Origin of the sequence: Cryobacterium sp. TMT2-4 (assembly GCF_004402575.1) — a bacterium.
GTDB lineage: Bacteria > Actinomycetota > Actinomycetes > Actinomycetales > Microbacteriaceae > Cryobacterium > Cryobacterium sandaracinum.
The window spans coordinates 92,483-104,417 of sequence record NZ_SOGE01000031.1 but is presented as its reverse complement, the minus strand read 5'-3'; the positions used below and the strand labels follow the sequence as shown (position 1 = coordinate 104,417).

Here is an 11,935-nt window from a genome sequence, read left to right as displayed (position 1 = left end):
TCAGGACTCATGGCTCCATCGACCGCTGGTTTGCGGCCGGTGAAACTGCTGGATTTGTGTACTTATGCTACTCGGGCCGGGAGGCCGAAGCGATTTCGGCCCGAAGGCCCGGAGAGACCGGAAGCCTCAGGCTATTCGCCCTTGTTCTTCTGGATGATCTCTTCGGCCACGGCCCGGGGGACCTCCGCGTAACTCTCGAAGGTCATCGAGTACACCGCGCGGCCCGAGGTCTTCGACCTCAGGTCACCGATATATCCGAACATCTCCGACAGCGGCACGTTGGCGCGAATTACCTTCACGCCCTGAGCGTCCTCCATGGTCTGGATCTGTCCACGACGCGAGTTGAGGTCGCCGATGACGTCGCCCATGTACTCCTCGGGCGTACGAACCTCGACGGCCATCAGCGGCTCGAGCAGAACAGGGTCAGCCTTACGAACGGCTTCCTTGAAGCCCATCGAACCGGCAATCTTGAACGCCATCTCCGAGGAGTCGACGTCGTGCGCGGCGCCGTCAAGCAGGCTTGCCTTGACGCCCACCATCGGGTAGCCGGCCAGGACGCCAACGTGCAGCGCATCCTGGATTCCTGCGTCCACCGAGGGGATGTACTCCCGGGGGATGCGGCCACCCGTGACCTTGTTGACGAACTCGTAGCTCTTCTCGGCAGTGATCTCGAGCGGCTCGATCGCGATCTGAATCTTCGCGAACTGCCCGGATCCACCGGTCTGCTTCTTGTGCGTGTAGTCGTGACGCTCGACCGCCCTGCGGATGGTCTCGCGGTAGGCGACCTGAGGCTTGCCGACGTTGGCTTCGACGTTGAATTCACGTCGCATCCGGTCGACCAGGATGTCCAGGTGAAGTTCACCCATCCCCTTGATGACCGTCTGACCAGTTTCCTGGTTCTGCTCGGTGCGGAAGGTCGGGTCTTCTTCGGCCAATTTCTGGATCGCAAGACCCAGTTTTTCCTGGTCCTGCTTCGTCTTCGGCTCGATCGCAACCTCGATGACCGGGTCAGGGAACGTCATCGACTCGAGCACGACCTGCGCGTTCGGGTCGCACAGGGTGTCACCTGTGGTGGTGTCCTTGAGGCCGATGACCGCGTAGATGTGACCGGCGGTCACGAAGGCCACCGGGTTCTCCTTGTTGGCGTGCATCTGGAAGATCTTGCCGATGCGCTCCTTCTTGCCCTTGGTCGAGTTGACGACCTGGGCGCCGGAGTCAAGGTGACCGGAGTACACGCGAACGTAGGTCAGACGACCGAAGAACGGGTGAACGGCGACCTTGAACGCGAGGGCCGTGAACGGCTCCGTCGCGTCGGGGTGACGCATGATGACCTTTTCCTCGTCGCGCGCGTCGTGGGCTTCGATGGCCGGCACGTCGAGCGGGGTGGGGAGGTAGTCGACGACTGCGTCAAGCATCGGCTGAACGCCGCGGTTCTTGAACGCGGAACCGCAGAGGACCGGATAGATCTCGCTGGAGACCGTGAGCCCCCGAATCGCGTGCTTGATCTCGGAGACGGTGAGCTCTTCGCCGGAGAAGTACTTCTCCATGAGGTCGTCGTCGGTCTCGGCGACGGTTTCAAGGAGCAGCTTGCGGTATTCCGCGGCCTGCTCGGCAAGGTCGGCCGGGATCTCTTCGATGGCGTATTTGGAGCCCATCTCGACGTCACCCTTGGAGTCGCCGCGCCAAGTCAGTGCACGCATTTCGACGAGGTCGACAACACCTTCGAAGGTGTTCTCGGCGCCGATGGGCAGCTGGATGACGAGCGGCTTCGCACCGAGGCGCTTGACAATGGTGTCGACCGTGTAGAAGAAGTCGGCGCCGAGCTTGTCCATCTTGTTGACGAAGCAAATGCGGGGCACGTCGTACTTGTCGGCCTGGCGCCAGACGGTCTCCGACTGGGGCTCAACGCCCTCCTTGCCGTCGAACACTGCGACGGCGCCGTCGAGGACGCGGAGCGAACGCTCCACCTCGACGGTGAAGTCGACGTGGCCGGGGGTGTCGATGATGTTGATCTGGTTTGAGGCCCAGAAACAGGTCGTCGCGGCAGACGTGATGGTGATGCCACGTTCCTGCTCCTGCGCCATCCAGTCCATGGTCGAGGCGCCGTCGTGCGTCTCGCCGATCTTGTGATTGACACCCGTGTAGTACAGGATGCGCTCAGTGACGGTGGTCTTGCCAGCATCAATGTGAGCCATGATGCCGATGTTGCGGACCTTACTCAGGTCGGTGAGCACGTCAAGTGCCACGGGGGTCCTCCGGAAGTTTGCTTGTGGATCTTGGGGCGAAACAGGGCATCCGGTCGCCGGGCCCATCGAGATCTGCTCTCGACAAGCCCGGATTCCGGAGCGCGACTACCAGCGGTAGTGAGCGAAGGCCTTGTTCGCCTCGGCCATCTTGTGCGTGTCCTCGCGGCGCTTCACAGCGGCGCCGAGGCCGTTGGATGCGTCGAGAATTTCGTTGGTGAGACGCTCGGTCATCGTCTTCTCGCGACGAGCCTTGGCGTAGCTGGTCAACCAGCGCAGAGCCAGGGTGTTGGCGCGGTGCGGCTTGACTTCGACGGGCACCTGGTAGGTGGAACCACCGACGCGGCGCGAACGCACCTCAAGGGTCGGGCGCACGTTGTCGAGTGCCTTTTTCAAGGTGACGACGGCATCCGCACCGTTCTTGGCAACGACGCCTTCGAGTGCATCGTAAACGATACGCTCGGCGAGGCCCTTTTTGCCGTCGAGGAGGATCTTGTTGACGAGCTGGGAGACGATGGGGGCGCCGTATACCGGGTCAGCGATAACGGGACGCTTGGGCGCTGGGCCTTTACGAGGCATTACTTCTTCTCCATCTTGGCGCCGTAGCGGCTACGAGCCTGCTTGCGGTTCTTGACGGCCTGGGTGTCCAGTGCGCCGCGAACGATCTTGTATCGAACACCGGGGAGGTCCTTCACACGACCACCGCGGACGAGCACCATCGAGTGCTCCTGCAGGTTGTGACCCTCGCCGGGAATGTAGGCGGTGACCTCGGTACCGTTCGACAGCTTGACGCGGGCGACCTTGCGGAGGGCCGAGTTCGGCTTCTTCGGCGTGGTCGTGTAAACACGGGTGCACACGCCGCGCTGCTGGGGGTTGGACTTCAGGGCGGGCGCCTTGGTCTTGGTGACCTTGGGGCTGCGGCCCTTTCGTACCAACTGCTGAATGGTGGGCACTAATTACTCCTTGTTTTTGCTGCACGGTGACAGCTCATTGATGGTTAGCATTCGAATCGCTCCGTTTCCGGCCCGATCGAGTTCATCTGGACCCACCGAAACACGCGGAATGAGTTACGCGGGCCGTAGTGGGTATGCCGTGGGGGCTGCTCGGAGAGCACACCCTGTGTGAGTGCCACATCAAGGCGCCTAAGGTGCGGCACGACAAGATCGCGGTGGCATGACTCAAGCGCACGACAAAGCGCACACGTACAAAGGATATCCCGGAGGTGACCGCTGGGTCAAATGGATCACGCGGCCCCAGGGGTTCGTTCAGGTGCTGTTCACGGGCCGCGCGGCCAGAGCGGGGAATCGAGCGCGGTGTCGAGGTCGGCGAGGAGAGCGAGCACCCAGGGTTCGGCGAATTCGGTGACGGCGCTGCGCATCCGTTCACGGTGCCGGGACAGTTCGGCGCAGACCCGACCGCCGACCAGCGCCGCGTGTTCGTCGGCGCGTGTGACCTCGGCGCGGATGGCCGCCTTCTCCTCGTCGGTCAAGGGAGGCGGGTCAACGGGCAGGGCCACGGATGCCTCGGGCCGGGCGAGTTCGGCGAAGGTGAAGAGGTAGGGGGCGTCGGGCATGGCCGGCGGGTCGAGGTCGAGGCCGGTGTAGGCCGGGTCGAGGCCCTCAGCGGGGCGGTAGGTCAACGCGGCCTGCTTGCGCTCCTCGTTCAGGCGGATCTCCCGGAGCAGCAGGGGGAGGTGCGTCTCGGTGAACTCGTCGACCTCGGCGTCGATCAGGTGCTTCAGGCGCATGGCGAGGGCGTGCTGCACGGCGTGCGGGACATCCATGGCGAGGCCGGCGGCGGCGATGACCGGCGACCCGAAGCAGGTGCGGCACAGGCGTGAGCGGCCGCGATGCGTGCCCGGGCGCCAGCGAGGCAGCCAGTTGAGCCAATCGTCAACCTGTTGGCTGACCCGCAACTCGATGGAACCGCCCATGAGAGTCAAGGGTACCCGATCGGAGTGCTCCGCAGTCAGCGACTTTCAGGCCGGCGGGGTTTCAGTCTTCGCCTTGCTCCCACGGCCACTTCGGGGGGCCGCGTTCGGGCATCCGTGAGGCGAGGACCAGCGAGTAGAGCAGGGTGACGATGAAGGAGAGGATGCCGGTGGTCACCGCGAACGGGCCCAGCAGCACGGAGGCTGCGAACCCGACGCTATCGCCCGGGAGCCCGGCGGTGTCGGCCGGCACCCCGGTGCCGAGCGCGTAGAGCACCCCGCCCACCAGAACGAAGACGACAAGTGCGGCGACCCCGGTGCCGAGGGAGTACCCGACGGCGATCCGCTGGTTCTCCGGTCTGGTGCGCAGCCCGAGCAGCAGCATCAGGGTGAACACCAGCACCACGGCGGCGGCGGTCATGATCGGGCCGACGAGAGGTCCGGCGTTGGGGTCACTGATGACATCTGTGTCGGTCAGCAGGCTGATCATTCCGAAGGCGGCGACGAGGAGCGCGGCAAGGAGCACTGCCGCGAAGACGGCGACGACCGTCGCGTACTTCTGGTAATTTCGCATCGCTCCCCCTTGATGGCGTACCTGCTGGGGCCCGGCACGCTGAGCGCCGGGCGTCGACCGACTAGTTGCTGCGGATGCCCTGCGGTCCGGCGGCGAGGACGCGGTCGTATTCGGCCTTCGCTGCAGCGTTGCGTTCGGTGACGGCACGGCCGTTGCGGGCGATCCAGGCGCCGGCCCAGATCGGCACCTCGCGGGCGACGACCGCAGCGGCGATGGCCCCCGGGTTCAGCCACTGCTGGCTGATGAAGCGCGCCGCCTGGTCGGGCGTGAAGTTCCAGGCCTGCACGCTCAGCAGCGCCGCCCCGATGTAGGAGAAGTAGACGACCACGGCCACCAGGAAGCCGAAGAGCACGTAGGCCCACCAGCCGCCGCGGTTCACGATCAGCACCAGAAGGGCGAACGCGACGAAGAAGAAGATGACCGGCACGTAGAAGATGGGCAGCACGATGAAGTCGGTGAACTTCGAGGCCGTGTCCGCAATGGACAAGCTGCCGATGCCGGACAGCACGAACGCGACCACGGCGTAGAGGGCGGCGAAGATGACGGTGGAGAGCAGGGCGATCAGCACGCCGGGGCCGCGGTTGCTCTTGTAGCGGGGAGCGGTCGGCGCCTGGATGTAGACGGGGGGCTGCGCCGTGGTGTTCGTGGGGGCATAGGCCTCGGCGGGCGGGGCCTCTGATGGGGTCGCAGTCGGGTTCTCGCCGGGCTCGATGCGCCGGGTCTCGGCGGTGGTGTTCACCGGGGCGATGTTCACGGAGGCGGCGGGCACGTAGGTGGGCGTCGCGGGCTCGCGGGAGGTCGCGGGGGTGTCATAGGAGATCGGCTCGCCGACGGGGGTGGCCGGGTAGTGCGCCGGTGTCTCAGCGGCAGCATCGGTCGCGTCGCCGGACTCGGCCGGAGCGGAGTGGGAGCCGGTGCCGGTGTAGTCGGGGGCATCCGTGCGCTCTTCATGGCCGGCGTAGTCGACCGGTTCAAGATTCGAGTCGTTGTTACGGTTGCGGTTGCCCTCAGGGGACGATGTGTCGCTCATGGTGCGCTCCTTGTGGTTGGCCGGGACGATCAGCAACAATCTTAGCAATGCGACTCCCCCGGTCGAGGGAGGCGTGACCGGACGCGGCGCTGGTCAAGTCGGGCTAGCCTGCGGGGGTTGTTGCGGCGGCCGTATTGGGATCGAGAAGAACGTAGATGAGCGCCGAGATCGTGGTAGTCACCTGATCCGAACCCCCGAGGGTGTCGATGGCGGTCTTGTCGGTGGCCGCTGGCGCTGCAACGGGGGGAGACTCAACCATGGATGTTGCAAAGGTCGTCACCATGACCAACCGGGTGCCCTTCTGAAGACCCTCGATAAAGTCGAGCACGTTCCCATAGCTGCCGGAAACGGTGAGGGAGACGGGCACGGACACGAAGTTCGAGGCAGTGATGAGCTCATTGGGCACGGGAGCGAGGGCTGCGGCCTCCTCAGCCGCCGTCGGTGCCGTGGTTGGGGTGGGAGTGGGTGTTGGTGACGCAGCACCCTCTGTCGGCGCCGCCTCAGCTGCCAGTGCGGGGGGAGCGACAACGAGGGGTGCGTACGCCTGGGCGTCGTTCACCGAAATGTCGGTCAGCGTCACTTGATGCTGCTGCGCGATGGAGTCCAGCTGAGTGAGGAATGCGGGGATCTCAGCCGCATCTGGGACAGCCGATCTGAGCGCCGACAATTCGCCCTTGAGTTCTCCAATGCTGGCGAATTTCTCCTTTAGGGCAGCGACTTTGAGCTCAGATGCTGAATTTTGGGTCTCGACCACGACACGATCTGCGTCGGCGAGACTCGCTTCACTGAGTTTCGGGGAAATCCCGAGGACCCAGCCGAGGAGGGCGGTGGCCGCGATCAACACAACGGTGCCAAAAACCCAGAGCCTGTTCAGATCCATGCTTACTTTCCTTCCGGGTCGGCAAAGCGATTCGAATACGCTCCACCGTTGATGTGCATGACCAGGTTGACGGTATACGCGCCCGTCTCGGATCGTTTGATCGACCCGGGGGTGGCATCCGCGTAGCCAGGCAGCCCCTTGATCGCGTCGAGCCACTGCGGTACGGACGGCAGGTTCGGACTGGTCACGGTGAGCGTGAGAGTCGCAACACGCGCAGCTTGCAGGGGTGCCGTGGGTTGGATGTATACGCCGAGTGGCGACGCGGCATCTACGCCGACCGTATCGATGGAAACGTCTGCTGGCAGCGCGGCCCTAACCTGAGACAGGTAGGCCTTCCAGTCGACTTCGGTGGACGCACCGAATTGCCGTGCTGCAAGGGTGATGTCGACTTCATTTTGGACCTGATTTACTTCGGCATACTTTGCCTGACTGGCGAGCAACTCTGCCGTGCGCGCCTGGGCGGAGGCAAGCTCATCCCGGCTCTGCTGCGCATGCCATGTGGCTGCGCCGACGCCAGTGATCATCAGCAGTACCACGGCGACGAGAGTAGCCCCAAGACGCCGACGCGTTGCGTTAGCCTTCTTGCCTGCCTTGACCTCCGGCGGCAACAAGTCAACGCGCGGCTCTCCACCAAAGACAAGCTCCTCGCCGACCTTGGAGCGGCTCATGCGTGGCTCCCAAGGGCGAGTCCCAGTGCGACGGTAAACGCACCACGAGTGTTCTGCAGCGCATCGACGTTGACGCCACGCCCAAGCAATACTGAAGCAGCGGGATCGGCCTCAAAAACTGGAAGTCGTGTCAACTCGCCTAGCGCGGCAGCGAAGCCACGCAAGTGAGCTCCACCGCCAGTAAGGACAATCCGCGTTACTGGAATGTGGTTTCTCGTGTTCACGAAATAGTTGACTGTGTTCCTCAGACTGTTGAGCAGTTCGGTCGTCACCTCGTGGATGATCGAAGTCGCCTGCGGATGCTCCGTCGCTGGGTCCAGACCGATCTTACGTTTAAGTAGCTCAGCCTCCTCGACGGTCAAACCCAGACGGAGGACCATCGCTTGGGTGAGGTCTCCACCTCCCGCGGGGATGAGCCGCACGAATTGAGGGACACCCTGCAGTGTGACAACAACAGTGGTGGTTGCCAAACCGACGTCGATCTGCACCACCCCGCCATCCGATTTCACACCTCTGTGGATTACCCGAGTCAGTGCGAACGGGATCAGATCTACTTCAACGGGCGTGAGTCCAGCCAACTGAACCGCCTTGACATTTCCCTGAACCGCATCCTTGACGGCTGCAATCAGTAGCCCGTTTACCTCTGGCCCGGATTCTCCTTCGCTCTCAGAAATAGGATAAAAGTCGAGCAGGGCGTCGGCCACCGGGACCGCGAGCAGATCCTGCACTTGGAAGGGAAGAGACTCCCGGATGCGTTTGATGGGCATTTTGGGCACCGTGAGATCGCGCGCAAGTACGCGATGGTTGCCCATACCCAGCACTACCTTCTTGCTCTTGAAACCGCCTGATGACCACAAGGTCTTGATCGCGGCCGCGACAGTATTGGGCTCAACAACCTCCCCACGGTTGACCGCACCTTCAGGCAATTCCACCGAGTGGTAGCGAAGCAAGGTCGGCTTCCCCTTGTCTGCGTCACTCACCTCAGCGGCACGCACACCGGACGTTCCGATGTCGATTCCTACGACACTTGTCGTCATTGCTTCTCCCTCGCGACTGCTGCGGTCATGCCAAACCAAAAAGCGACAGATAACCAGTGGCTATCTGTTCACCATAGAAGATGCCTAGCCATGCTCCAGCCAACATCCAAGGGCCAAACGGGATGCCGCTCTTGCGGTTGGCACGACGGGTGATGAGGAGCAAGAGCGCGAACAGGCCACCCAGTAGAAACGCACTGAACGCCCCGACAGCGAGCTGCCCCCAGCCGAACCATCCCAAGTAGAGGCCGAGCAGCCCAGCGAGCTTCACATCTCCCATGCCCATGCCGGCCGGATAGGCCAGCGCCAGGAGAAAGTACAGCCCGAATAGCGCGCCAGCGCCGATGAGGGCCCCGAGGAGCCGCCCGGGCTCACCCGCCGCCATGACTGCCCCGGTGAGCAACACCGCGGCCACCGGGTATGCCGGCAGCACAATCCGGTTGGGTAAGGTGTGCGTATCGACATCGATCATCGCCAAGGCGACGCTCACCGCGGCCAGGTACAGCAAGGCAACGAGGGTGAGAACCAGTGCGAGGGTCACCCTTGTCGTCGTCGGGACCTGCACCGAGCGACCCGCCAGTACCCACCAGGCCACGACGCCGAAGAACACAGCGGTGCCCAGCTCGACGAGCGGGTACCGCGCCGAGATCCTGATCCCACAGTCCCTGCAGCGGCCGCGCAACAGTAGCCAGGACAGCACGGGAACGTTGTCGCGAGGTCGGATCAGCCCGCCGCATCCGCCGCAGGCGCTCGGCGGCGAGACGATGGACCGTTTGAGCGGCACCCGGTAGACGACGACATTGAGGAACGAACCGATCACGGAGCCGAAAATCCCGATGAGAACGGCCACGCTAGCCCGCGTTGATGTTACGAAGGGCGGTACGGATTCCCAGCACGCCCGTGCCTGGAATGGTGATGCTCGTCGACGTGCCGTCGCTCAGGTTGACACCGGGGATGCCGATGGGCACGTAATTCAAAACGAACGCATTCGCGGTCTTGGTGCCCGCCGCGTAGATCTGCCCCTGCCAGACATCGGCGGAGTTGGTGATCGTGCACGGCGAGTAGATCAGGGCGTTGACCTGCGGGCTGACCGTTGTGTGGCTTGCCATCTTGAACGTCCCACCGGTCGGGCAGTTCGGAAACTGGTTCGCTATGAGGTTTCCGCCAACACCCCGGTCCGGGGTGATGAGCCACATATTCCGGGTGTTGGCAACGTTCGACGACACGAAGTTGTTGTTGCCCAGGTTGAACGAGTTGGCGATGACCACCAGGTCGCTGGTCAGCGTCTGCGTAGAACTGAGCTTGGTGAAATCCAGCCCAGAGGCTCCGCAGGCGAGCCCGTTGAGCACCTTAGGGGTGGACGACGCCAGCATGGCGGTCATCGCGGTCACGAACCCGGTATCGCTGCAATCGGATATCACGAATTCGGTGAACCCGCCTGGAGACCAGTCGGACAGGCTGTAGGGGTAGTCCACCCAGCCCGGCACGAAAGGAATGACCGGAGCGACGATGCCGGTCTTACCCGTGACGGTTGACCCGATGATTGTTCCTCCCGACGTGTTCAAAGTGCCGGCGACAATCACCGACCCCCCCACGGATCCGGATATCTTCGTGACTCCACCGGCGGGGCCTGCCACGATGTTCCCGCCGACCGCTCCCTGGACAAGAACCGGACCTCCAGCCGAGACATTTCCCTGGACGGTCGCGGAAGGGGCCAGCGACACAGACGGGTAGGTTCCGCTGTCGGCGCTCACATTTCCGGTAACGATGGCACTGTTCAGAGACACCGACCCCGCAGCGTACAGGTCCCCGTCGATGAGGCATCCACTGGCCAACGATGCCCCGCCTTGGCCGAGAATCACGCTGCCGTGGATTGTCGAGCCTGAGGTGCAGCTTGCGCTGCCCGACAGATACTGGATCGTGGCCGGCGTCGCGCTTGAGGAGTTGATGTCCAGGTTGTTGATGGTGCTGTCAGTCTGTGAGAACGAGTAAATGGCCGCGCCCGACGCCGTAATCCAGGTAGGGGGTGTCGGCGTGTAGGGGTAGATCGCCTCGACTTTGCGTTTGTCCCCGGACGCATTACCGAGTATCCCCAGCGTATTCGCCGATCCCTGGGAGACGAGTTTGACCCTCTTGAATGCTGCCGATGTAGGACACCCGGCTACCCAGGACGTATCAACATCGCCCGTTGCAGATGCTGACAACAGTGACGACGACACCGTGACGGTGAACACCGGTTCCGTGGCGGTTGGCCCATACTGCGACTGGCACACCGAGGTCGCGAGCTTCGCCGCGGCGTAATCGATTCCCGCTTCGCCTGCGGCCTGCGCCTGCACGCCGGAGCGCGTCGAAGTGGTGTAGCCGACGGCGTACAGCGAGCTCGAGGTGATCGTGATTGCGATTATGGAAGCCACGGCCGTCAGGCCGAGGGCGACAAGCATGGCGCTTCCACGTTCGTGACGCAGACGACCTGAGAGTTTGGCGATTACTAGAAGCACGGTGCGCTCACCATCGATATCTGTGGGGTATAGGTCGTCGTATTAATCAAAACGTACGGGTGGGCCCCGGCCGCAACATTGAACTTCAGGTCTACGCGGGAACCGCTGGGGGCGTTGAAGACTCGCGCGGTCACAGGGTCTGCCGGGCTCACCCCGCTGCCCAATAAGGACCACACGCCCTGAGGCCCACCGGCGGGCACCGTAATGAGGGTGGCCGGAGACGAGGTCCTTTTCGTGTAGATGGAACCGCCGTTGTGAGGGGTGTAAAACCAGGCCTGGCACGATGCCGCCGTCGAACTGGGATCGGTTCCGATGGCACGAACGACCAGCAACTGGGTACCGGCTACGGCATCAGTCACGACCGTGACGGCTGATGCGTTTCGCACGCCGGCCTGCACCGAGCGCGCAATCTGTTGGGCGGTGGTTGAGGCGTTCGTGACGGATTGCGTTGTCTCCTGCGTTCGCAGGCCGTTGACCAACAGTCCGCCGGCGACGAACAGCACCAGAACGAGCAACGCCATGTAGATCAAAAGTTCAGCCAGCGAGAATCCCCGTTCGCGGCCCGGTACTGCGTGCTGCTCCATGGCTAGTACCCACCCGAAGCGACGAAAATGAGCGTGCTGGCGGACGCAGTGGAACTGGAATATCCGACCTGGGTGACTGACACTCTCACCCGAACGTACCCCGCCGTCAGGCTCGCTGTGCAGCCGCTGACGGTGTCCCAAACAGGCTGCAGCACGACGCCGCGCGGATCGACGACCGGAGCCTGGGTGAGAGCGAGAAACGATTGGATGTCGGTGCAGCTCGGTGTCGTGGCTGTGACCGAACGCACAGCGCGGGCCGCCTGGATCTGCTTATTGACGATCTGAGTCGCGGTGGCAATGGTCGTGTTTCTGGCCGTGAACTGCAGATTCGTGATGAGGATGGGGGCGAAGGAGATGATGAGCAGGCCCAGTAGAAACATTGACACCACGATTTCGATGATGCCGAAGCCGCGCTCGTCGTTGTTCGCCTGCGTGCGCCTACCGGGCTGGTCGTTCATCCGGGCCTCGCTTGAATGTCGGGTATCCGTGGGTTT

The 11,935-nt window shown here is 63.3% G+C and carries 13 protein-coding genes; all 13 read right to left on the bottom strand.

What is annotated here, in order from left to right:
* Positions 1-131: 131 nt before the first annotated feature.
* The 13 genes from fusA to E3O54_RS10430 all read right to left on the bottom strand — a co-directional run bounded on the left by fusA (position 132) and on the right by E3O54_RS10430 (position 11,899).
* Positions 132-2,246, bottom strand: a complete 2,115-nt coding sequence (gene fusA, locus E3O54_RS10490) for an elongation factor G (RefSeq protein WP_104100974.1) — start codon at positions 2,244-2,246, stop codon at positions 132-134.
* 105 nt (positions 2,247-2,351) lie between these two features.
* Complete coding sequence (gene rpsG, locus E3O54_RS10485; protein ID WP_066597688.1) at positions 2,352-2,822, bottom strand: 30S ribosomal protein S7; 471 nt, start codon at positions 2,820-2,822, stop codon at positions 2,352-2,354.
* Positions 2,822-3,196, bottom strand: a complete 375-nt coding sequence (gene rpsL / locus E3O54_RS10480) for a 30S ribosomal protein S12 (RefSeq protein ID WP_055811472.1) — start codon at positions 3,194-3,196, stop codon at positions 2,822-2,824. The genes rpsG and rpsL overlap by 1 nt, the downstream gene beginning before the upstream one ends.
* 323 nt (positions 3,197-3,519) lie before the next feature.
* On the bottom strand, positions 3,520-4,176 hold the full coding sequence (locus tag E3O54_RS10475; RefSeq protein WP_134401559.1) for a spermidine/putrescine ABC transporter substrate-binding protein: 657 nt from the start codon (positions 4,174-4,176) through the stop codon (positions 3,520-3,522).
* Positions 4,177-4,237: 61 nt separating this feature from the next.
* Entirely contained in the window at positions 4,238-4,747 is a 510-nt protein-coding gene (locus tag E3O54_RS10470; RefSeq protein WP_134401558.1) for a DUF6121 family protein, read from the bottom strand.
* Positions 4,748-4,808: 61 nt separating this feature from the next.
* Complete coding sequence (locus E3O54_RS10465) at positions 4,809-5,777, bottom strand: hypothetical protein (protein WP_134401557.1); 969 nt, start codon at positions 5,775-5,777, stop codon at positions 4,809-4,811.
* Positions 5,778-5,880: 103 nt separating this feature from the next.
* On the bottom strand, positions 5,881-6,657 hold the full coding sequence (locus E3O54_RS10460) for a hypothetical protein (protein WP_134401556.1): 777 nt from the start codon (positions 6,655-6,657) through the stop codon (positions 5,881-5,883).
* A gap of 2 nt (positions 6,658-6,659) precedes the next feature.
* Positions 6,660-7,325 (bottom strand): hypothetical protein, encoded by a 666-nt coding sequence (locus tag E3O54_RS10455; protein ID WP_104100978.1) that lies wholly within the window; start codon positions 7,323-7,325, stop codon positions 6,660-6,662.
* Positions 7,322-8,362 (bottom strand): type IV pilus assembly protein PilM, encoded by a 1,041-nt coding sequence (pilM, locus tag E3O54_RS10450; protein WP_134401555.1) that lies wholly within the window; start codon positions 8,360-8,362, stop codon positions 7,322-7,324. The genes E3O54_RS10455 and pilM overlap by 4 nt, the downstream gene beginning before the upstream one ends.
* Before the next feature lie 25 nt (positions 8,363-8,387).
* Positions 8,388-9,209 carry an A24 family peptidase gene (locus E3O54_RS10445; protein ID WP_134401554.1) on the bottom strand — a complete coding sequence of 274 codons (822 nt, stop codon included), beginning with the start codon at positions 9,207-9,209 and terminating at the stop codon, positions 8,388-8,390.
* 1 nt (position 9,210) lies between these two features.
* Positions 9,211-10,800 (bottom strand): hypothetical protein, encoded by a 1,590-nt coding sequence (locus E3O54_RS10440; protein ID WP_134401553.1) that lies wholly within the window; start codon positions 10,798-10,800, stop codon positions 9,211-9,213.
* Positions 10,801-10,847: 47 nt separating this feature from the next.
* Positions 10,848-11,441: a PilW family protein gene (locus tag E3O54_RS10435; protein WP_134401552.1), complete on the bottom strand. Its 594-nt coding sequence runs from the start codon at positions 11,439-11,441 to the stop codon at positions 10,848-10,850.
* A 2-nt stretch (positions 11,442-11,443) separates the two neighbouring features.
* Complete coding sequence (locus E3O54_RS10430; RefSeq protein ID WP_134401551.1) at positions 11,444-11,899, bottom strand: hypothetical protein; 456 nt, start codon at positions 11,897-11,899, stop codon at positions 11,444-11,446.
* Positions 11,900-11,935: the final 36 nt, after the last annotated feature.

Coding starts and splice junctions, on each gene's coding strand:
- E3O54_RS10470 (WP_134401558.1), bottom strand. CDS start 4,747: ATGCGAAATTACCAGAAGTACGCGACGGTCGTCGCCGTCTTCGCGGCA.
- rpsG (WP_066597688.1), bottom strand. CDS start 2,822: ATGCCTCGTAAAGGCCCAGCGCCCAAGCGTCCCGTTATCGCTGACCCG.
- E3O54_RS10430 (WP_134401551.1), bottom strand. CDS start 11,899: ATGAACGACCAGCCCGGTAGGCGCACGCAGGCGAACAACGACGAGCGC.
- E3O54_RS10460 (WP_134401556.1), bottom strand. CDS start 6,657: ATGGATCTGAACAGGCTCTGGGTTTTTGGCACCGTTGTGTTGATCGCG.
- E3O54_RS10455 (WP_104100978.1), bottom strand. CDS start 7,325: ATGAGCCGCTCCAAGGTCGGCGAGGAGCTTGTCTTTGGTGGAGAGCCG.
- E3O54_RS10440 (WP_134401553.1), bottom strand. CDS start 10,800: ATGCTTGTCGCCCTCGGCCTGACGGCCGTGGCTTCCATAATCGCAATC.
- pilM (WP_134401555.1), bottom strand. CDS start 8,362: ATGACGACAAGTGTCGTAGGAATCGACATCGGAACGTCCGGTGTGCGT.
- E3O54_RS10475 (WP_134401559.1), bottom strand. CDS start 4,176: ATGGGCGGTTCCATCGAGTTGCGGGTCAGCCAACAGGTTGACGATTGG.
- E3O54_RS10435 (WP_134401552.1), bottom strand. CDS start 11,441: ATGGAGCAGCACGCAGTACCGGGCCGCGAACGGGGATTCTCGCTGGCT.
- E3O54_RS10465 (WP_134401557.1), bottom strand. CDS start 5,777: ATGAGCGACACATCGTCCCCTGAGGGCAACCGCAACCGTAACAACGAC.